Raw genomic sequence first — 22366 nt, forward strand, 5'->3', positions numbered from 1 at the left:
GCCCCCCTCAGTTCGTTTGCACTTGCGGCTTCGCGCCCGGCGCGAAAAGCCCGTTCGAAGGCGGGGCAACGGTGCCCGCCGCCGCCGGGGCGGCGCCGCAGCCGGTCGCGCCGGGCGGGCAGTTGCGACGGCCGTGATCATCATCATCGTCGTCGTCATCATCGTGATGGCCGTGGCGCCCGTGATGGCCGAACCAGCCGAAGAAGCCGTCGTCATCGTCATCATCGTTGTCGGCCAGCTGCACCGGCTGGGCGGCCGGGGCCGCGGCGGTCGCGACGGGGGAACCGGCCAGAAGCGGCGCGTCGATCGGCGCGGCCGAAAGCGCGCCCACCACGGTCGAAGACAGAAGCGCCGCAAGGGCGATCAGGGGAAGAGAGGATTTCATCAGGGATTTCCTTTGGTTGTGTCAGGCATGAGTCACCCGGCCCGGACATCGGGTCCGGGGCAGAGGCGATTTCGGGAAAGCGGGCGGCGGCTCCGACCAAGGAAAAACCGCCGCCCTGCCCGGGGTCGGGGCCCCGGATCAGTCGTCGTGATGGGAGGAGCGGTCCCCGTCGTCGTGGTCCCCGTCGTCGTGGTCATCGCCGCGGCGGTGGTGGTCATCGTCGCTGCCGCGGCGCAAGATCACCAGCGTGCCGGGGTCAAGCCGCATCCGCACCCGTTGCCCGGCCGCATCCCGCGCATCGACTTCGTAACAGCCATCGTCGATCTTGATGCGCCGCACCGTCAGGCCCTGCTGTTCCACCAGCGCCTGCACCGCCTCGCGCGGTTGCCAGTCGGCCATCGGCACGGTGCAGTCATTTTCATGCGCGGCGGCGGCGGGGGCCTGTGCCAGCACCGCCAAGGCGACGCAAGCGGACAGGAAGCGGGAAGCGGTCATGGTGTCCTCCAATCAGGATGAGGCCCTTTTGCCCCGCGTTTCTGACGACAAGCTGAAGCTTTCGAAAAACCTGCTTCAGCTTCCCGTCAGCTTGGCACAGGATAGGACAAGGGGGAACAAGGAGCCCGCCATGCGCATCCTCATCGTGGAAGACGACGCCATTCTGGGGGCCGCGGTGCGCGATCAGGTAGCGGCCGACGGCCATTCGGTCGATTGGGCGATGCGGCTGGATCAGGCCACCGATGCGCTGGCGGTGGCGGCCTATGATCTGATCCTGCTGGATCTGATGCTGCCCGACGGTCGCGGCATTCCGTTTCTGAAAACCCTGCGCACACAGGGGGTTGCGACGCCGGTGATCATTCTGACCGCGCTGGATCAGGTCTCGGACCGGATCGAGGGGCTGAATGCCGGGGCCGATGATTATCTGGTCAAGCCCTTCGATCTGGCAGAGCTGACGGCGCGGATCGGCTCGGTCGCGCGGCGCTATGCGGGCAATCCCAATCCGATCCTCAGCCTGGGCGAGCTGACGATTGATCTGGCCGCGCGGGATCTGCGCCGGGCGGGCAAGGCCGTCGCGCTGACGGCGCGGGAATGGGCGCTCTTCGAGCTGCTTCTGTCCCGCCCCGGGCAGATCTTTCCGAAGCGCGACCTTGAAGACCGGCTTTACAGCTTCGACGACGAGATCGGCTCGAACACTTTGGAAGTGCATATCTCGCGGCTGCGCAAGAAGCTGGGCGCGCGCGTGATCGAGACCGAACGCGGCCTTGGCTACCGGCTGGTGCGGCCATGAAACCCGCCTCGCTGCAGCGGCGTCTGGCGATTGCGGTCGGGCTTCTGGTCACGGTGCTGTGGATCGCGGCGGCCAGTTTCACCGCCTACCGGCAGCGGCTGCAGATGGATGCGATGTTCGATGCCTCGCTGCAGGAAACCGCGCATCGGGTGCTGCCGCTCGTCGTTTCCGACATCCTTTCCCGAGGCGATCTGGTCACCGGCACGCAAAGGGTGCCCGCGGTGCGGCCGCATGACGACAGCTTCAGCTATATCGTGCGCGACGACAAGGGCGCGATCCTGCTGATCTCGCATGGGGCCGATCCGGGGCTGTTTCCGGCCTGGGACGGGATCGGCTTTCGCACCACCCATGCGCTGCGGCTTTACAATGACGAGGCCCTGCAGGGCACGGTGCGGATCTCGGTGGCCGAGCCGATGGTGCACAGGAAACGCATGGCCTTCGAGGTGCGGATGGGCCTTCTGGCGCCGATCGCGCTGGTGCTGCCGCTGACACTTGCCGGGATTGCCGGGCTGATCCGCTGGGGTTTCGCGCCGCTGCGGCAGTTCCGGCTGCGGCTCGCGCGGCGCGGGGCGGCCGATCTGACGCCGGTTGACGCGACCGACCTGCCCGCCGAGGTGCAGCCGCTGGCCCAGACGCTGAACGCGCTGCTCACCCGGCTTGACGAAGCCTTTCAGGCCGAGCGCAGCTTTGCCGCCAATGCCGCGCATGAATTGCGCACGCCTCTGGCCGGTGCCATCGCCCAGGCGCAACGGCTGCGCGCCGAGACCACCGATCCCGCGGTGATCGCCCGGGCGAGCGACATCGAAACCGTGCTGAAGCGGCTGACCCGGCTTTCCGAAGGGCTGATGAGCCTTGCCCGCGCCGAGGGCGGTCGGCTGCGCCGGGACATGGTGCAGGATCTGCGCCCGGTGGTGCGGATCGTCACCGAAGATGCGATGCGTCTGGCGGGCGGGGCCAGGGTGACGATGGACCTGCCCGAGGCGCCGGTGCTCTCCGATCTTGACCCGGATCTGTTCGGAATTCTGGTGCGCAATCTGGTCTCGAACGCGCTGCGCCATGGATCGGAGGTGCGGCTCTGGCTGGAACCGGGGCTCTTGCGGGTCGAGAATGATTGCGATCCGGTTGCGCCCGAGGATCTGGCGCGGATCGGCGCACGATTCGAACGCGCCCCGGGGGCGGTGCGCGGCGGCGCGGGGCTTGGGCTGGCCATCGTGCAGACGATCCTGACCCGCGCCGGGGGGACGCTGCGGCTGACCTCTCCCCTGCCCGGCCAAAGCCGCGGTTTTGCCGCCGAAGCGCGGTTTGAGGTCCGCCGATCATAACTCGCCCGGATGTGCAGCGGCGCCCCCCGCACGCGTCGCGCGGGGGGCACGGGTCAAATCTAGAGGGAAATCCATGCCCGACCGGGGGATTTCCATCGGGGCGCGGCACGCGGCACGGCCCGAGCGTCTCCTCAGGCGAAGACCAGATCGTCTGCCAGCGCGGCAAGGGTGCCAACGTCATTCAGGGCGATCCTGTGCCCGTCGCCAAGCTCGAACGCGTTCGCGCCCGAATGCGCCGCTGCAACGCTCTCCGCAATTTGCTGTGCCGTCATCCCCCCGGCCGAACGGGCCGGGAAAAGATGCAGGCTGCCCTCTGGGTCGTCCGAACCGATGGTCCGATCCGATCCAAAGCCGAAGAGGAACGCGAAGACATCGCTTCCACTGCCTTCCTCAAGGCCCGCGTCGCCAAAGTCACCGCGCAACAGATCGCCGCCGCGCCCGCCCCAGAGAGCAGGGCTTCCCGAACCGCCGGACAGGAGATCGGCTGACGACGCCTCCGAAAGACCGACCGACGCGGAGGTCGCTCTTGCCGCGCTGCCGGAGCTGACGCTGATGGTGTAGCCGCCGGTGCTCGTGTCGTAGCCCTGCGCGCTCAGGTAATAGGTCCCGCTCGACGTCGCGGTGAAGGTGATCAGCGAGTTATTCCCCGGGCCATCATCATCACTGTAGGTAAGTTGCGTCCCGGAGCTGTTCAGCAGCCGCAGATAGCAGTCAAGGCTGGAGCCGCTGGCGGCATTCTGGGCAAAGGTATAGGTCTGACCCCCGGTCAGGCTGATCCGGAACCAGTCCTGATCCCCCGAAGTGGCGATCGTCGAAGAGGTGCTGCCACCGGGCGACAGCGTCGAGGTCGTCGCGGTGCTGCCCGCAATGTCGGTCGTGGTCGTCGATTGAATGGCGCTGACCGTGTAGCTGCCGGTGCCACTGTCGGCGCTATAGGCCGAGATGAAATGGTAGCCGGTCTGGGTCGCGGTGAACCCCGTGATCCGGGCATCGCGCACGCCGCCGCCGTTATCATCCGTGATCAGGATCGTCTCGTTCGGCGACCGCAGCCGGATCATCGGATCGTTGAGGTTGCCATTGCCGCTTTCGTTGCCGCGCACCGCAAAGGAATAGGTTTGCCCCGCAACGAGATAGACCCTGAACCAGTCCGATTCCCCCGACCTGTCGACGGAAGAACTCTGCGAGCCCCCGACGGTCAGAACCGCAGTCGTGGCCGAGGTGTCGGGAATGTCGGTCGTGCCCGATGTTGCGGTGGTGAAGTTCAGATCCGAGTTGTTGCTGAAGCCCGCAAAACCATTGCCGGCCGTGTCACGGATGACGCCGGCCCCCATCCTGACATAGTAACTGGTTCCGGCCGCCATATCGACAGACGGGTTGATCGTCACCGTCGAGCCGGAGAAGGTGACCTGCGAGCTATCCGTGACCGAAATCGAGCGCCACAAAGTGCCGCTGCTGGTATAGATGTCGATCGTGCCCGAGCCCGCCCGCACAGCTTCGTTGAAGTTCAGGACCAGGTTCGCACCGACCGCGACGGCGGGCGCATTGTCGGAGGGGGACGACGACGAAAGCCGCGGCGCCGTGGTATCGGTCGCGCCGCCAGAGCTGACGCTGATGGTGTAGCCGCCGGTGCTCGTGTTGTAGCCCTGCGCGCTCAGGTAATAGGTGCCACTCGACGTCGCGGTGAAGGTGATCAGCGAGTTATTCCCCGGGCCATCATCATCACTGTAGGTAAGTTGCGTCCCGGAGCTGTTCAGCAACCGCAGATAGCAGTCAAGGTCGGAGCCGCTGGCGGCATTCTGGGTGAAGGTATAGGTCTGACCCGCCGTCAGGCTGATCCGGAACCAGTCCTGATCCCCCGAAGTGGCGATCGTCGAAGAGGCGCTGCCACCGGGCGCGAGCGTCGAAGTCGTCGCGGTGCTGCCCGCAATGTCGGAGGTGGTCGTCGATTGAATGGCCCGGATCGTGTAGCTGCCGGTGCCGCCATCGGCGCTATAGGCCGTGACGTAATAATAACCGCTCTCGGTTGCGGTGAACCCCGTGATCCGGGCGTCGCGATCGCCACCGCCATTATCACGCGTGATCAGGATCGTTTCGTCTGGCCCGCGCAGCCGGATTTTCGGATCGTTGAGGTTGCCGTTATTAAATTCATTGCCGCGCACCGCAAAGGAATAGCTCTGCCCCGCAACCAGATAAACCTTGAACCAGTCCGAGTCACCCACCGTTTCGATGGAAGATCGCTGCAACTCTCCGAGGGTCAGCACCGCCGTCGTGGCAGAGGAGCCGGGAATATCCGTCACGATGGTCCTGTGGCTATCGATGAACCGCGTCGGGTTCACATAACCGTCCGTGAAAGGATAGGGGTCGGGCGAAGAGCTGTACCCATCACCTGGACGGCTCATACTGCCAAGGTAGACTTCAAAATGCAGATGCGCGGCATAGAGACCGCCCCCCGTTCCAATCGTCCCGATCTGCTGGCCAATCGTAACGTCGCCAGCCGAAACGTTGATCCGGTCAAGATGCCCATAAAGCGTGCTGACCGTCGAACCGTCCGGCATCGTGTGCTGAATGATGACGACATTTCCCCAACCCGTTCCGCCATTGCCGGCAAAAACGACCCTGCCATTCGCCGCGGCATAAACCGGATCGCGCAGATCGGTGTTTCCGCCACCATCCCCGTTCCAATCCTCGCCCAAATGATAGCCATGACCCGCATAATAGGAGCCATGACCTTGAGAGGTATAATAGCCGTCGCCATCGCGTGCGCGCGTGACAGAACCGTCCCCAACAGGATGCCGGAAAGAAGTCGCAAGCTGAGGCATATTAAGAAGTCTCCACTTATGAGGTTAAGGGATCTCTCGAACGCGGTCCCCTCGAACGCTGTCCCGGTGATTGCGCCCGGTCTCACTGGTCACCCCGATCCCATTGGTCACGATTACTCACGATACCGCAGCGCAATCCGTCAAACCTTCCGAGGTTCAGGACAAACATGGTAGGGCCGCCTTCGCGGATCGGTCATCACACCTCGAGTTTGGCGCGGAGAGCATCTTCATTGGCACCAACGGCACAGCCGTCTTCAATGGCCTTTCGGAACTCGGTGGGGCTTGATCCATGCACGTCACGGAACGCGCGCGAAAAACCCGAATGATTCGTATAGCCGCAGACCGCGGCGACCTCGGATATCTTTGTTCCTTCCCGGATCAGTTCCGCGGCCCGCGCCATGCGTGCCGTGATCAGGAGTGTGGAGAAACTCTGTCCGTAAAGGGCATCAAGCTTTCTCTGCAAGGCGCGTTTACTTACCCCGCAATGCGCCGCGGCCTCTTCGATGCTTGCCGCGGGATTGCCGATCTGTGCGTCCAGAAAAGCCTGAAAGCGTTCCACGAAGCGCGCATCTGCGGGCGGCAGGGTCGGATTATCTTCGGCACCCGGAAAATCTCGGGCGATCTGCTTGACCAGATATTCGCGCATCCGGGTCACCGCGCGCAGGCGAATGCGAATTTTCGCAAGGAGTTCGGAGGGCTGAAACGGCTTGGTCAGATAATCATCTGCCCAGACGTCGAGACCTTTCAAATAAGAAGGCTCGTCACTGCGCGCAGTCAGAAACACAAGCGGAATATGCGAGGTCTCGATCTCTTCCTTGAGGCGCTTTCCGAAATCAAGCCCGCAGCCGTCGGGCAAATTCACGTCGCAAAGGACCAGATGGACTATCTGCCCCTCGACCGCGCGGCGGGCCGCCCCCAAAGACGCCACGGTCTGAACTTCCGCAAGGGGGGACAACAATTCGGACAGGTATTCCCGCAGGTCCCGGTCGTCTTCAACCACAAGAATGCGCTCTCGGCCGGTCGCGGGTGTTTTCGCCCTGTCCTCTTCGCCGGTCGAATGGGCGGGCAGGCACACAAGCAGCGCGGCTTCCTCTGCCGTCGCCTCGAGACTGCCCCCGGCGGCGCGCACGCTGGTCCCGATCAGCTCGATCCCGCGCTGTGCGGGGGGAAGGTCGTCTCGTGTCGCATAGTCCATCAGGTTCCGAAGCGCCGCTGGCGGCAAGCCCGGCCCGTCATTGCGGATCGCCAGATCGAGACGCTCGGCCCGGACCGCGCAAGAGAAGGTGATGGTGCCGCCCGACGGGGTGTTTTTCACCGCGTTGGAAAGCATGTTGTGCAAGATGGTTTCTGCCGCGGCAGGATCGAACGTCACCGCCATGCGGGGAAGGGATGCCGTGACAAGCCTTGCGCCCTTGGTTTCGGCGCTTTCGCGGTAGAGGGTCAGGATCGGTTCCAGAAAGGCGGCAATGTCCACGCTCGCCTGCCCGCTGCGGATCTTCGCCTTTCCTTGGGAGACGGCGGCCATTTCGTCGGTGATCTGCACAAGGCGCTGCGTGGCCCGGTCAATCAGTTCGGCATCATGCCGATCCCGTGCGGAAAGCGCCTTGCCTTGCAGGATGTTCTGCAGTGGCGCGCGGATGAGCGACAAAGGGGTGCGGATTTCATGGGCCGTGCGGCAGTAGAAGTTTGCACGCTCCTGGGCGGCCGCTTGCAGCGCGGCGTTGCTGGCCTGAAGCTCGCGGGTCTTTTCCGCGACCTGCGCTTCAAGTTCGGCGTTTCGCTTGCGCACCTGGGCCGTGCGCAGCGACAAGAGCGCCGCCACCGCCAGGGCGGCAAGCAGGCCATAGCCTGCCAGCGCATACCAGCGCACCCAGGGGCTCGGGGCAACCCGGAAGCGCAGCGTGAGTTCCGGACTTTCCACACCCGCAGGGCTGAGCCCCACCGCGCGAAGCGTGTAGTCTCCGGCAGGCAGGTTTTCACGCAAGATCGGATGCGACACCCCCCTCGCCACGTTCCAGTCGCGGTCCACCGGCTCAAGGCGCCACCGCAGGCGGTTCTCGCCCGGTTCATCATAGTGATGGACCCCGAATTTCAGGCTCAGGGTCTCTGGCGCGTTGGCGCTTGCCGTCCTTCCGTCGGGCGGGTTCCGGCGAAGCTCGTCCCCCCCATAGAGCACGAGACGCGGCGGAAGGGTGTTCGTGGTGATCTGCTCTGGATCGAACATCGAAAAGCCGTTGATGCCGCCGACGACGATCCGGCCATCGGCCAGAACCTTGTGCGCGTTGAAATTGAACTCCGCGCCCTGCAAACCATCCCGCGCGCGGTAAACGCGGATCTCCTCGGTGGCAAGATCGAACCGGGCCAGACCGTTGTTCGTCGTGATCCAGATTGCGCCCTTGCCGTCGGGCAACAAGGCGTAAAGCGTCTCGTTCGGCAAACCGTGCTGACGCTGCACGAAGCGCGCCGTGCCGCGCGCAAGATCAAGGATGGAAAACCCGCCCTGTGTCGCCGCATAGACGGTCGTGGGGGTCGCCTGAAACACCGCCCGAACATCGTCATCCGGCAAGAAGTCCGGTCCGGACCAGGTGAAGAAACGCTCCGTTTTCGGGTCATAGCGGCTCAGGCCGCCGCTGCTGCCGATCCAGATCGTGCCATCGGCCGCTTCGTAAATCGCCCGGGTGCGGGCATGGGGCAGCGCACCGGACGCCCCGTCCGCCTTGAAATGCCGCAGCAGGTTCAAGGCGCCATCAAGGTGGAACACCCCGGAATGGGTTCCCACCCACAATGTCCCGTCGCGGGCCTGCACCAGCAGCCGGATGTAGACCCCGTCAAAGAGGTTCTTCCCCTCGGCATCCGTCACATCCCGCAGCGCAAGCGTTTCGGGATCGAACGCGACCAGGCCGCGATCCCGCACCGCCAGCAAAAGCGTCTCGCCACGCCGCAAGATGGCGCGAACGTCCTTTGGGCCGTCGCCAAGATCAATGGTCTCGAAGCGATGCTCGCTTTGCCAGAAGCGGGAAAGACCGCGCTTCGTCCCGATCCACAGATCGCCCCTGGTGCCATCTTCGATGGACCAGATCACCCCGGAGACCGGCCCTAAAATGCCCGCTGAATCAGGATAATAGGTCTCGAACGAATCCCGAAAGACGGAAACGGAACTTGCGCCGCCATCGGCAGTGCCGATCCAGATCCGGCCCATCCCATCCTCGGCCAAGGCGAGGATGGAGTTGCTGCTCAGACGGAAGGGCTGTCCCTCGCGGAAGCGGTAGTTCTCGACGGCGCCGTTTTTCGGGTCGTAAACGAACACGCCATTGGCATCGCTGCCAAACCAGAACCGGCCATCGCTCGCCTGCAAAAGCGCCGGAATATTCGGGTCGGGCAGCGTTATGGGGGTGTCAAAACGGCCCTCCTGCGGGGAAAAGCGGACCACCCCGGCATCTTCCGTCCCGATCCACAATGTCCCGGTCGCAAGCTCGATCAGACTGTGGACGGCACGGGCGGGAAAGTCAGAGGTCTCGGGGGTATATTGGGTCAGGGAATTGGCCGCCGGGTCGAAACGCAGCAAGCCCTCCTCTGCCGTCGCGACATAGATCTGGCCGCTTCGGGCGACATGCACATTCCGGGCGGACGCATGGGCCAGAAGCTCGGGCAGCCCGGCCATGTCCAGCGCATATCCGTTTGCGCCTTTGGTCAGCCGAAACGTGCCGGCCTCACTGGCCACCCAGATCGCGCCCTGATCATCCTGCGCAAAGTCATAGATGTCGATGGCCGGGATCTCTCCGTGCTCTTTCTGAAAGCCGAACAGAAAGCGCGCATCCTGCCCGAAGACCGAAATGCCGCCCCCATAGGTTCCGACCCAGATCTGGCCATCGCGATCCTCGAAAAGCGTGCGGGTATAGTTGCCTTGCAGCCCGTCCCGGCTCTGGGCGTTGCGGTAAAGATAGTCGAACCCCTGGCCATCATGGATGCTGATGCCGTCGCCGGTCGCAAACCAGATGCGCCCGTCTTGCGCAATGTAAACGGAGCCCACCGTGCTTTGCGAAAGACCCTGGTCGATTGTCAGTTGCAGGGCCTTCTTCGGCGCCTCTGCCGCGGCAAGGACCGGGCACAGAAGACAGATCAACAGGACAAAGAACCGCGCGGCAAATCCCATATTCGTCTCCAAGATCTCCCTTGCCGAAGGCCCCGGGTCTGCCGAGGGCGATCCGCCGCGGACCGCCCCGCCGCGACCTGTCACACGACGAGGAAATCGGCCGCCGTCATCGCAAGTCCGGTCTCCAGCACCGCGAAAAGCACGCGCTGGCTTGCCCCCGTCCCGTCGGCGTCGAAATAAAGCCGCCCCGTGTCCGTCTCATAGATCACCCGGTCCAAGGCATCGGTTGCAAGCCCGCTCCTGTTCGCGGTGAAGGCGCTGGCGGCAAGGGCCCCCGCGGACACTCCGACGAAAACCGCATTCTCAAGCCGGATCTGGTCGTCGATGACCGAAAAATCGGTGATGCGATCGACATTGCCCCCGGCCAGAGCCGTGTTGAACAAGAATGCGTCTTGCCCGGCACCGCCCGTCAAGGTGTCTGCGCCCCAGCCCCCGTTCAGCAGGTTCGCCCCGCGGTTGCCGGTCAGGCTGTTGGCCAGCGTGTTGCCGGTGCCGTTGATCGCGGCAGATCCGGTCAGCACCAGATTTTCGAGGTTGGCCCCCAGCGTCAGGCTGACCGAACTGCGCACGGTGTCGGTGCCCGCGCTGGCCACCTCAAGGATCCTGTCGCCGCCATCGGTGACATAGGTGTCATCGCCAAGCCCCCCGGCAAGCGTATCCGCGCCCCCGCCCCCGTTCAGCGTGTTCGCCCCGCGGGTGCCGGTCAGGCTGTTGGCCAGCGCATTGCCGGTGCCATTGAGCGCGCCCGATCCGGTCAGCACCAGGTTTTCCAGATTGGCGCCCAGCGTCAGGCTGACCGAGCTGCGCACGGTGTCGGTGCCCGCGGCCGCCGCCTCGGTGATCGTGTCACCGCCGTCGGTGACATAGGTGTCATTGCCAAGCCCCCCGGCAAGCGTATCTGCACCCCTGCCCCCGTTCAGCGTGTTCGCCCCGCGGTTACCGGTCAGGCTGTTGGCCAGCGCATTGCCGGTGCCGTCAATCGCGGCAGATCCGGTCAGAACCAGGACCTCCAGATACTCCCGCAGGGTATGATCGACGCTGGCCATCACGGTGTCCCGTCCGCCCGCATCGATTCCGCTTCTCAAGGTTGTCGTTTCGGCGGCGATATCGCCAAGGGCATCCACAACATAGATGTCGTTCCCCGCGCCGCCCAACAAGCTATCCGCCCCGGCCCCGCCATCCAGCCGGTCATTGCCCGCCCCGGCCGCCAGAACCTCGCCAAGCGCGGCGCCGGTCAGGAAATCGGCCCGCGCGCTGCCCTGAACCGCTTCGACGTTGCGCAAACGATCGCCCTCGGCCAGCCCGCCGGAACATTCCGTGCCATCCAGCCACACCCGCACGCCCCGCGTCGACTCCGCATAGCTGACAAGATCGGTGCCCTCGCCTCCGTCGATCAGATCGCTTCCCGCCGAGGCGTAGACGACATCGTCTCCGCCTTGCAGCAGAACGAATTCGCCAATCGGGAACAGGTGCCAGGCCTGCGCCGCATCAGAACCGACGCGCGAGACATTGCGGCCCAGGCCATCCCAGAAATCGGCAAGGTTCGAGGTGTCAAGCGCGTGGCCCGCACCATCAAAGGTGAAGGTCCAGCTTCCCCCCGAGGTGAAATAGTTGGTGATGCGCACCTCGTCGGTGCTGTTGGCAAAGGACATCACCAGCGTGGAGCCATCGCGGGTCAGCCGAAGGTCATCGAAACTGTGCCCGGTGAAGACAAGCGTGCCGCCATCGAGATCTTGCAGGCTGTCGGCCCCGAAGCCTTCTTCGAAGATATAGGTATCGTTCCCGTTTCCGGCCCCGACGAAATCGTCACCAATACCGCCTTCGATCAGGTCGTCACCATCTTCTCCGGTCAGGAAATCGGCGCCATCACCGCCCAGAACGGTGTCGTTGCCCCCGCCTCCGGCAAGAAAGTCATCGCCCGCGCCGCCATCGATGCGGTCATCGAAGCCCGCCCCGGTCAGGCTGTCATTCCCCGAGCCCAGGGCGATGTAAAGCGCATCAAGATTGCCGACGGTCACACCATTGGCCAGCGTCTTCCAGAATTCGCGCCCCATATCCCAATTTATCGCGACGGTCTGGTCGGACCAGTTGGCAAGGAAGCGTTCGTATTGATTTTCGCTGCCGATGGTGCGGGTGCCGCCAAGGTTCCAAAGATCGAGCCAATTGTAGATTGGTTCGCTCCAAGGGTCGTAGTATGTCGACCCGCGCAGGTCGATATTGAGAGCCTCTACCTCATGGACCGTCAGGGCCGAACCGCCGCAGACGAATTGGAGCGATCCGGTGGACATGTACCCGCGCACGTCGGCGAAAAGTCTTCCAGCGAAAGCACATTGCCATTCGCATCATAGGCGGCGAAGCTCAGGGGAGATTGCCAACCAGCATAACCACCGGCGGTGAAATTCACCACGTCACTGCCCGCACCGCCGAAGACCGTGTCGCTCCCCGTCCCCGCATCAAGCGTGTCATCGCCCGCGCCGCCGTCGAGCAGGTCATTGCCGCCACGCCCGGTCAGAACATCGTCGCCCGCTCCGGACTCGATGTGGTCATCGAAGTCACCGCCGCTCAACCTGTCATTGCCACTGCCGGTCGCGATATAAAGCGCATCAAGGTTGCCGACTGTCACACCATTGGCGAGCAGGCTCAGGGCCGTGTGCGTGACGTCCCAGTCGATCGCGACGGTCTGGTCGGACCAGTTGGCAAGGAAGCGTTCGTATTGATTTTCGCTGCCGATGGTGCGGGTGCCGCCAAGGTTCCAAAGATCGAGCCAATTGTAGATTGGTTCGCTCCAAGGGTCGTAGTATGTCGACCCGCGCAGGTCGATATTGAGAGCCTCTACCTCATGGACCGTCAGGGCCGAACCGCCGCAGACGAATTGGAGCGATCCTGTGGACATGTACCCGCGCACGTCGGCGAAAAGTCTTCCAGCGAAAGCACATTGCCATTCGCATCATAGGCGGCGAAGCTCAGGGGAGATTGCCAACCAGCATAACCACCGGCGGTGAAATTCACCACGTCACTGCCCGCACCGCCGAAGACCGTGTCGCTCCCCGTCCCCGCATCAAGCGTGTCATCGCCCGCGCCGCCGTCGAGCAGGTCATTGCCGCCACGCCCGGTCAGAACATCGTCGCCCGCTCCGGACTCGATGTGGTCATCGAAGTCACCGCCGCTCAACCTGTCATTGCCACTGCCGGTCGCGATATAAAGCGCATCAAGGTTGCCGACTGTCACACCATTGGCGAGCAGGCTCAGGGCCGTGTGCGTGACGTCCCAGTCGATCGCGACGGTCTGGTCGGACCAGTTGGCAAGGAAGCGTTCGTATTGATTTTCGCTGCCGATGGTGCGGGTGCCGCCAAGGTTCCAAAGATCGAGCCAATTGTAGATTGGTTCGCTCCAAGGGTCGTAGTATGTCGACCCGCGCAGGTCGATATTGAGAGCCTCTACCTCATGGACCGTCAGGGCCGAACCGCCGCAGACGAATTGGAGCGATCCTGTGGACATGTACCCGCGCACGTCGGCGAAAAAGTCTTCCAGCGAAAGCACATTGCCATTCGCATCATAGGCGGCGAAGCTCAGGGGAGATTGCCAACCAGCATAACCACCGGCGGTGAAATTCACCACGTCACTGCCCGCACCGCCGAAGACCGTGTCGCTCCCCGTCCCCGCATCAAGCGTGTCATCGCCCGCGCCGCCGTCGAGCAGGTCATTGCCGCCACGCCCGGTCAGAACATCGTCGCCCGCTCCGGACTCGATGTGGTCATCGAAGTCACCGCCGCTCAACCTGTCATTGCCACTGCCGGTCGCGATATAAAGCGCATCAAGGTTGCCGACTGTCACACCATTGGCGAGCAGGCTCAGGGCCGTGTGCGTGACGTCCCAGTCGATCGCGACGGTCTGGTCGGACCAGTTGGCAAGGAAGCGTTCGTATTGATTTTCGCTGCCGATGGTGCGGGTGCCGCCAAGGTTCCAAAGATCGAGCCAATTGTAGATTGGTTCGCTCCAAGGGTCGTAGTATGTCGACCCGCGCAGGTCGATATTGAGAGCCTCTACCTCATGGACCGTCAGGGCCGAACCGCCGCAGACGAATTGGAGCGATCCGGTGGACATGTACCCGCGCACGTCGGCGAAAAAGTCTTCCAGCGAAAGCACATTGCCATTCGCATCATAGGCGGCGAAGCTCAGGGGAGATTGCCAACCAGCATAACCACCGGCGGTGAAATTCACCACGTCACTGCCCGCACCGCAGAAAATCGTGTCGTTCCCGGTCCCCGCATCAAGCGTGTCATTGCCCGCGCCACCGTCGAGCAGGTCATTGCCAGCGTAGCCGAAGATCACATTGGCACAGGAGGAACCGGTCAGCGTATCGGCCTCCCCGGTGCCGCGCAGAATGCAGCTTGCGGGAACGCCAATCGTCGGATCGGGGACACCGGGCGGGGTCACGACGGTGTAGGGATTCTCGGGATCGGGCGCTTCGACGAAATCCACGGTGAATTCCTGCGCATCGGACACGAACTCCACGGCATTCGTGAAGGCAAAGCCCGGAATCGCGACGAAACTGCTTTGCGCCAGCCGAAAGGTATTTTCATAGCCGGTGAAGCCCCAGGCGTCGTCGGGGATGTCCGGTTCGGTAAAGCCATGGCCATCCACCGCGAATTCCAGATCGCCCTGCCAGAACCGCACGTCCAGCAGGGTCACCGGAACGTCGATATAGAAAACAAAGCCATAGCGCGTGGTCAGATCGCCTTCGACCGTATAGGTGGCGTCATAGGTCGCGCTGCCTTCGGTATCGAGCCCGTCAAAGCGCAGCGTGGTTCCCATCTCCCCCGTCGCCAGCGTGGTGCCACCTTCGCTGATCGTCACCGTCGAAGACGTCTGGGTGAAACTGGTTTGCTGCACCAGTTCAAGACCGACAGTCACCCCAAGATCGATCAGCGTCGCAAGGAACGTGATGTCTTCGAGGTCCAGCCAGTCTTGCAGATTGTTCACGGCATTGCCGATGCGGGTGCGATCCAGCTCGGTCGTCGACCAGTCGTATTCGAACAGGCTCAACAGCGGGTTCGCGGGATTGGACACAACGGGAAGCAGATACTGCGCGGCCAGATCATCCAGATCGAGCGTGGCCGACAGAAAGCCTTCGCCAGAGCTGTCCAGAACGGTGAAATCTGCCCGATCGCCCGTTGTGGCCGTTGTTTGCGTCGTGGCCTCGAAGCCGATCGCCCCCAGATTCCAGTCGATATCCAGCGGCACCTGCGGCACCTGCCAGCTGCCCTCCATGAACCCCTCGACATCAAGGTCGTTCAGGTCGTCTTGCAACCTGTCGATGATGGAGGTGAAATGCTGCCCCTCGGGTGCGGCCAGATCGAAGCCGAAAAGATCAAGATCCTGAGCCCCCTCGGTGCCGATGACAAGATCGGGCAGCGCGACGGGGGAGGTCACCGGCGTATCCACCGCAATCCCGGTCAGACCCGCCGCCAGATCGACCCGCAATCCGGTATGAAAAGCCAAGGTGCTGAGATCAAGCGCCGCGGTTGTTATGGCCTCGCCGAAAAAGCAGCCGTCGGTGTAGAATTCGACATCACCTCCCGCGACGGTCTCGCTTGCGCTCCAGCCCCCCTGGGCGAGCAACAGGCTGCCGTCGAAGCTGTTTTGCGGCAGCGTCAATTCGGCGTAAAGATCGACATGGGCTTCCACGACGGCCGTCGCAGTCAGTTCGAAAAAACCCGGGACAGAATATTCCACCGCCGAAGATCTTGAAATATCGAGCAAGGAACACTCGAAATTCACTTCATTGGGGGTATTCACGTCGGAAAATGACTCTTCCGACAGGTTAAGCGCAATCGCTGAAGTCATTTTGAAATACCGGCACTGACACGAACCTTGTGTCACACTATCCGCTTTTACGTCTTAAGCAACTGATAACCACCTGCCCCGCTGGCCGCCCCCCGAAAGAACAGCGGCGAGCGCAAGGGCCCGCGCGAGCCATGTGCAAAGCGAGACGCACTGGATGCACGCCCCCCTTGTGCCGAACGGGCTGGAGGGCGCATGAGAAAAACCGGCAAATCGAGAGCGCCCTCGGCGCAGCAGTAACGCGCCTGTGCAAGGCCGCGACCCCACGGGCACTCGCCTCCAAGCCGCTCGTCGCCCCGCCCCCCGCACCACATCGGGCGCCCGCCATCCCGCCTTCTGCCGAGCGCCGCCAATCATCACACGACGATGAAATCGGCGGCCGTGAGGGTCAATCCGGGGTCCAGCACCGCAAAGAGCACGCGGTGACCCGCCCCCGTGCCGTCGGCGTCAAAGTAAAGGCGCCCGGTGTCGGTCTCGTAGATGAGCCGGTCCAGCGCATCCGTTGCCAATCCGCTCGTGTTCGACGTGAAGGCGCTGGCCGCGAGGGCGCCCTCCGTCAGCCCGGTGAAGACGGCATTCTCGAGCTGGATCGTATCGTCGACACCCGAGAAATCGGTGAGGCGATCCGCATTGCGCGCCGAGAGGGCCGTGTCGAACAGGAACGTGTCACTGCCCGCCCCGCCCGCCAGCGTGTCGGCGCCGGTGCCGCCGTTCAGCGTGTTGGCCGCGCTGTTGCCGGTCAGGCTGTTGGCCAGGCCGTTGCCGGTGCCGTTGATCGCCGCCACCCCGGTCAGCACCAGGGTTTCAAGGTTCGCCCCCAGCGTCAGGCTGACCGAGCTGCGCACGGTGTCGGTGCCCGCGCCAGCCGCCTCAAGGATCGTGTCGCCGCCGTCGGTCACATAGATGTCGTCGCCCGCCCCGCCCGCCAGCGTATCGGCACCCGTGCCGCCGTTCAACGTGTTTGCCGCGCCATTGCCGGTCAGGCTGTTGGCAAGGCCGTTGCCGGTGCCATTGATCGCCGCCGTCCCGGTCAACACCAGATTTTCAAGGTTGGCGCCCAGCCTGTAGCTGACCGAGCTGCGCACGGTATCGGTGCCCGCGCCCGCCGCCTCGGTGATCGTATCGCCGCCATCGGTGATATAGGTGTCACTGCCCGCCCCGCCCTCCAGCGTATCATTGCCATCGCCGCCGGTCAGCGTGTCCCGCCCCTCACCGCCCGACAGGGCGTCGTTGCCGCCATTCCCCGCCAGGGTGTCATTGCCCGCCCCGCCGAAGACCGTCTCGGCCGCCTGCGCGCCAAGGAAGGTGTCATCGCCCGCATAAAGCTGGAACCGCGCCAAAGCGGCATAGCTCTGCACTCCGGTCAGGGTGAACATGTCATCGAGATCGCTGCCCAGGACATCGGCATGGGTGCTCAGAACCTCGATGCTGGCGGCCTCATCCAGCATCAGCCATCTGATCTCATGCCCGAACATGCCGGGGAACTGCGCGATCTGCATCATGTCGAGCCCCTCGCCGCCGCGCAGCGTGTCGAAGCCGAAGGGCTGGGTGAAGACATCGTCGCCCGCGCCACCGTCCAGCCAGTCGCCGCCTGCGCCGCTGGTCAGCGTATCGTTGCCCGCACCCCCCGACAGCGTCGAGCCGCCCGCGTCGCCGCCACGGATCACGTCGTTGCCCGCATCGCCCATCAGCAGGTCCTGCCCGTCGCCGCCGCTCAGATCGTCATCGCCCGCACCGCCCGAGAGCGTGTCAGCACCCGCGCCGCCCTCCAGCGAATCTGCAAAGGCAGAGCCGGTCACCCGGTCATCCCCGGTGCCGCCAAGCAGCGTGACCGCTTCCGTCGCGGCGGCCCCCTCCAGCACATCCGCCGCCGCGGTGCCCTCGATCCGTTCGATTTCGCTGAACCTGCCCGAGGCTCCCGCGCCCAGATGCCAGCGGCCCGCCCCGGCCCCGTCCAGAGTCACCGTCACCCCGCCCTCGGAACTCGCAAAGCGCAGCGTGTCGAGATCGGTGCCGCCTTCGCCCCCGACAAGACTATCCGTGCCGTCGCCGCTGCCGATCAGGAACAGATCGGAGCCGTCGCCCCCCTGCAGGGTGTCGTCGCCCGCATCGCCCGCAAGCCTGTCCTCCCCCGCGCCGCCCCAAAGCCGGTCATTGCCGCCGCCGCCCGCAAGCTCATCATCGCCCGTGCCGCCCCAGAGCCGGTCATCGCCCCGGTCGCCCTGCAGCGTGTCATTGCCGTCATCGCCCTGCAGATCGTCATTGCCCGGATCGGCGCCGATGAAAACGCCGCCCGCAAACATCCAGTCGTCGCCATCACCGCCGCGCAGCGTGTCATTGCCCGACCCGCCATATATCCTGTCGTCGTCGTCATTCCCCTCCAGCCTTTCCGCGCCGCCGCCGCCGCTGATCGTGTCATTGCCTGCGCCGCCCTCCAGCCGGATTGCCGCGACACTGACCGAGGCGTCGAATTCATCGGCAGAATAGGAGCCCACGACCCGCTCGATCTCGCCGAAATTGCCTGCGCCCCGCCCCGCGCCAAAGGTCCACCTTCCCGCGCCAGAGCCGTCGAAGGTGATACTGACCCCGCCCGAGGCCGTGACAAAGCTCAGCGTGTCGGCGCCGCTGCCGCCAAGGATCGTGTCGCTGCCTGCGTCAGAGCCGATCAGGAACAGATCCGCATCGGCCCCGCCCGTCAGGCTGTCGTTGCCCGCATCGCCCAAGAGCATGTCGTTGCCGGTGTCGCCGCGCAGCGTGTCGTCGCCCGTTCCCCCGAAAAGCCGGTCGTTGCCCGCCCCCCCGAAAAACGCGTCGTTGCCCGCGCTGCCGGTGACGCTGTCGTGGCCCGATCCAAGGATCACAAGCTCGAAATCGTGGAAAGAGGCGCGATCCAGAGAGGAGACGAAGAATTCCAGCACCCTCTCTGCGCCCTGCACGGTCGGGGCGATGGTGATGTCTTCTGTCAGGCTGCTGGCATCCAGCGTGTCGCCAGAGCTTTCGGCCCCGCTGCCGCCATCAAGACTGTCCGCGCCAAAACCCGCCGTCAGGACGATCGTGTCATCGCCCGCGCCGCCGCTGATCGAATCCGCGCCCGCGCCGCCAAGGGCCCTGTCCGCGCCGATCCCGCCAAGGATCGTATCGTCGCCCTCGCCCCCCAGGAACAGGTTCCCGCCCTCGGTGTCTTTCAGCAGGTCGTTGCCGGCGTCGCCGCGCAGCGTGTCGTCGCCACTGCCCGCGTCCAGAAGGTCGTTGCCCGCACCGCCCGAAAGCTGGTCGGCACCGATGCCGCCCACCAGCGTATCGACACCGTCACCGCCCGAAAGCGTGTCATTGCCATCATCGCCGCTCAGGGAATCGTCATGATATCCCCCTTCGAGCAGGTCGTTGCCAAACCCGCCCAGAAGCGTGTCGACACCCGCGCCGCCGTCAAGCGTGTCATTGCCGTCATCGCCGCGCAGGAGGTCGCGGCCATAGTCGCCGTCCAGCAGGTCATTGCCGAGCCCGCCAAGAACCGTATCCTCCCCCACGCCCCCGCAAAGACTGTCGCTGCCGCCCCGGCCGTCGATGAGGTCGTTGCCATACCCGCCGTCCAGCATGTTCGTATAGGCACTGCCGGGGACCGTGCTTTCCGCATCAAAACCGATCAGCGTGTCGTTGAAATCCGACGCGATGAAGCCGTCGATCCCCGATATCAGAAGGGTCAGGCCGTCGATACCTGTCACGGTCTGCGCCTGCAGATCGACCCGCAGCCCCGCGTTCATCCCCACCAGCTTGACAATGTCCTGTCCGTCATCCCCGAACGCGCTGAGCGTCTGACCCGCGAACCAATGGACATAGATGTAGAAGCTGTCGTCGCCGCTGCCGCCCATCATGGTATCGGAGCCGCCGATGTCCGTGCGGTAGGTGCTTGGAAACGTATCGTCGCCCGTGCAGAATTCGAACCGATCATTGCCATCGCCGCCGATGAGCAGATCGTTGTCGCACCAGCCCTGCAATGTGTCATCGCCCGCGCCGCCGTAAATCGTGTCGCGGCCATATCCGCCGTAGATACGGTCGTTCCCGTCGCCGCCATCCAGCACTGCGCCGACCGTGGTCGTGTCATTGCCCGCCGTGCCGACCTCGAAGGGATAGGCGTCCAGCGTATCGTTGCCCGCTCCGCCGTAAAGGCTGTCGCCGGGCGAATATCCTTCCAGATGATCGTCGCCATCGCCGCCGTAAAGAATGTTGGCCCCCTCTCCGCCGCTGATCCAGTCGTTGCCGGCGTCGCCATAAAGGAGATCGTTGCCATCGTGGCCATAAAGGGCATCGTCGCCGCCGTTGCCATGGATCAGGTCCGGCCCGCCGCCGCCATGAATCGTGTCACGCTCTTCGCCGCCCGAAAGCGTCTGGGGAGCGGCCGACCCCGCATTCGTGACCTGAGAAACGCGGGGATCATCAAGGGCGACGCACGTCATGGGAACACTCCGGCGAATGGGATTGTGCGCAAAGACCGTGCGGCAAGGGCAAGGCACCGGAAACGGCTGCGGCATTTCTTCAGAAATCTCCTTTCGGTTCTGCGCCTCGCCGAGTTGAGCCGTCAACTCGGGTCTCTGCGGCGTGGTGCCGCGGGCCGAAAGCCGTCGCGCGCGGCGCAAGGCTGGGCTGTCATGAAAGCTTCACTGGACATCCGCCCTGAAATCCATAATTCCTGCATCATGGAACAATCAGCCGCCCTCAGCTTCGCCTGCCTTGGCCATCCCGGCCGCCTTGCCGTGTTCCGGCTTCTGATGCGCTTTGCGCCGCAAGGCGTGCGGCCCACGGAAATCGCCAGCGCACTGGGGATCAAGCCAAACACCCTCTCGCATCATCTGGCGGATCTGAGCGCCTGCGGGCTGGTCACGGTCACCCGGCAAGGGCGGTCGCTTTTCTACGCCGTCGACCTTCACAAAACCGAATCCCTGATCGGCTATCTCGCCCTCGATCTGGGCCGGGCCCGTCCCGATCTGCTGCCCAAAGCCCTTCCTGAAAAGGCAAATCTCATGCCCGACACTCCCTTTCGCGCGCTCTTCATCTGCTCGGGCAACTCCGCCCGCTCGATCTTTGCCGAGGCGCTGTTGCGCGATCTGGGGGCGGGCAAGTTCATCGCCCATTCCGCCGGCACAAGGCCCGGAACCGCGATCAACCCCTTCGCGCTCGAGGTTCTGGCCCGCAACGGCCATGACACCGAGGGCCTGCGCGCCAAACATCTGTCGGAATTTCAGGGCCCCGCCGCCCCGCAGATGGATTTCGTCTTCACCGTCTGCGACACCGCCGCCGCCGAGGAGTGTCCGCCCTGGCCCGGCCAGCCGATCACCGGCCATTGGGGCCTGCCCGATCCGGTGAAGGCCACGGGGACCGAGGCGGAAAAGGCGCTCGTCTTCGCCCAAACCTATGGGGCGTTGCGTCGCCGCATCGCCGCCTTTGTCGACCTGCCCTTCGACACGCTCGACCGCCTGGCCCTGCAAACCCGCGTCGACGCGATCGGCGCCACGCTTGAAAAGGAATGACCATGGCGAGAATTGCAATCAACGGCCTTGGCCGGATGGGAAAACTCGTGCTGCGGCGGCTGGTCGATCTGGGCCACGGGGCCGAGATCGTGCTTTTGAACGACGCGGTGGGCGATGCGGAAACCCATGCGCTGCTGTTGGAATTCGACACGGTGCATGGCCGCTGGCCGACGCCCGTTGCCGCCACCGAAGGCGCGCTGGTGATTGCTGGCAACCGCATCCCCCTGACGCGGGAAAAGACGCTCGAAGCCCTGCCGCTGGCCGAGAGGAGCATCGATCTGGTGATCGACTGCACCGGCCATTTCAAGACGGCCGCCAAACTCGCCCCATACTTCGATGCAGGCGTGCGCAAGGTCGTCGTCTCGGCCCCGGTCAAGGACGCGGGCGCGCTGAACCTCGTCTATGGCGTCAACCATGGGCTTTACGATGGCAGCCAGCGGCTGATCACGGCGGCATCCTGCACCACCAACTGCCTGGCGCCGGTGGTGAAGGTGATCCACGAAGCCCTTGGGATCAAACACGGATCCATCACCACCCTGCATGACGTGACGAACACGCAAACCATCGTCGACCGCCCCGCCAAGGATCTGCGCCGCGCCCGCTCGGCGCTGATGAACCTGATCCCGACCACCACCGGCTCGGCCACGGCGATCACGCTGATCTACCCGGAGCTTAAGGGGCGGCTCAACGGCCATGCCGTCCGGGTGCCGCTGCTCAATGCGTCCCTCACCGATTGCGTCTTTGAGCTTGAGCGTCCGACCACGGTCGAGGAAGTGAACGCCCTGCTGAAGACCGCCGCCGAGGGGCCGCTCAAGGGCATCCTCGGCTTCGAGACCCGGCCGCTGGTGTCGTCGGATTTCACCAACGACCCGCGCTCGGCGATCATCGACGGGCCCTCGACGATGGTGGTGAACGGCACGATGCTCAAGCTTTACGCTTGGTATGACAACGAATGGGGCTATGTCTGCCGGATGGCCGACATCACCCGGATGGTCGCCGCAAGCCTCTGATATTCTTTTCACCTTGGTGCAAA

12 protein-coding genes are annotated in these 22366 nt (G+C 64.2%); 4 read left to right on the forward strand and 8 right to left on the reverse strand.

Annotation, left to right across the window (positions count from 1 at the left end; translation table 11 throughout):
* Positions 1-7: 7 nt before the first annotated feature.
* Both ACTTAG_RS10605 and ACTTAG_RS10610 read right to left on the reverse strand, forming a co-directional pair.
* Entirely contained in the window at positions 8-385 is a 378-nt protein-coding gene (locus tag ACTTAG_RS10605) for a hypothetical protein (RefSeq protein WP_444462299.1), read from the reverse strand.
* A gap of 138 nt (positions 386-523) precedes the next feature.
* A complete protein-coding gene (locus ACTTAG_RS10610; RefSeq protein WP_444462300.1) occupies positions 524-880 on the reverse strand; it encodes a PepSY domain-containing protein in 357 nt (118 codons plus the stop codon).
* Positions 881-1010: 130 nt separating this feature from the next.
* On the opposite strand from ACTTAG_RS10610, the gene ACTTAG_RS10615 reads away from it, so the two are divergent.
* Complete coding sequence (locus tag ACTTAG_RS10615) at positions 1011-1670, forward strand: response regulator (protein ID WP_444462301.1); 660 nt, start codon at positions 1011-1013, stop codon at positions 1668-1670.
* Positions 1667-2992, forward strand: coding sequence for an ATP-binding protein (locus ACTTAG_RS10620; protein ID WP_444462302.1), 1326 nt, complete (start codon positions 1667-1669; stop codon positions 2990-2992). Before ACTTAG_RS10615 ends, ACTTAG_RS10620 begins: the two co-directional genes overlap by 4 nt.
* A gap of 131 nt (positions 2993-3123) precedes the next feature.
* On the opposite strand, the gene ACTTAG_RS10625 is transcribed toward ACTTAG_RS10620, so the two are convergent.
* The 6 genes from ACTTAG_RS10625 to ACTTAG_RS10650 all read right to left on the reverse strand — a co-directional run bounded on the left by ACTTAG_RS10625 (position 3124) and on the right by ACTTAG_RS10650 (position 20262).
* Positions 3124-5811 (reverse strand): pre-peptidase C-terminal domain-containing protein, encoded by a 2688-nt coding sequence (locus tag ACTTAG_RS10625; RefSeq protein WP_444462303.1) that lies wholly within the window; start codon positions 5809-5811, stop codon positions 3124-3126.
* A gap of 196 nt (positions 5812-6007) precedes the next feature.
* Positions 6008-9964 (reverse strand): two-component regulator propeller domain-containing protein, encoded by a 3957-nt coding sequence (locus ACTTAG_RS10630; protein ID WP_444462304.1) that lies wholly within the window; start codon positions 9962-9964, stop codon positions 6008-6010.
* 80 nt (positions 9965-10044) lie between these two features.
* Entirely contained in the window at positions 10045-12252 is a 2208-nt protein-coding gene (locus tag ACTTAG_RS10635) for a calcium-binding protein (protein WP_444462305.1), read from the reverse strand.
* Complete coding sequence (locus ACTTAG_RS10640; RefSeq protein ID WP_444462306.1) at positions 12207-12857, reverse strand: calcium-binding protein; 651 nt, start codon at positions 12855-12857, stop codon at positions 12207-12209. The genes ACTTAG_RS10635 and ACTTAG_RS10640 overlap by 46 nt, the downstream gene beginning before the upstream one ends.
* Positions 12812-15700 (reverse strand): calcium-binding protein, encoded by a 2889-nt coding sequence (locus ACTTAG_RS10645; protein WP_444462307.1) that lies wholly within the window; start codon positions 15698-15700, stop codon positions 12812-12814. The genes ACTTAG_RS10640 and ACTTAG_RS10645 overlap by 46 nt, the downstream gene beginning before the upstream one ends.
* 464 nt (positions 15701-16164) lie before the next feature.
* The gene (locus ACTTAG_RS10650) at positions 16165-20262 is read right to left on the reverse strand and encodes a calcium-binding protein (RefSeq protein WP_444462308.1); all 4098 of its coding nucleotides are present in this window, start codon (positions 20260-20262) and stop codon (positions 16165-16167) included.
* A gap of 240 nt (positions 20263-20502) precedes the next feature.
* Between ACTTAG_RS10650 and ACTTAG_RS10655 the strand changes: the two genes are divergently transcribed.
* On the forward strand, positions 20503-21333 hold the full coding sequence (locus ACTTAG_RS10655) for a metalloregulator ArsR/SmtB family transcription factor (RefSeq protein WP_444465233.1): 831 nt from the start codon (positions 20503-20505) through the stop codon (positions 21331-21333).
* A gap of 2 nt (positions 21334-21335) precedes the next feature.
* Complete coding sequence (locus tag ACTTAG_RS10660; RefSeq protein WP_444462309.1) at positions 21336-22343, forward strand: ArsJ-associated glyceraldehyde-3-phosphate dehydrogenase; 1008 nt, start codon at positions 21336-21338, stop codon at positions 22341-22343.
* Positions 22344-22366: the final 23 nt, after the last annotated feature.

Origin of the sequence: Rhodobacter capsulatus, from assembly GCF_052363185.1 — a bacterium.
In the GTDB taxonomy this organism is placed as follows: domain Bacteria; phylum Pseudomonadota; class Alphaproteobacteria; order Rhodobacterales; family Rhodobacteraceae; genus Rhodobacter; species Rhodobacter capsulatus_E.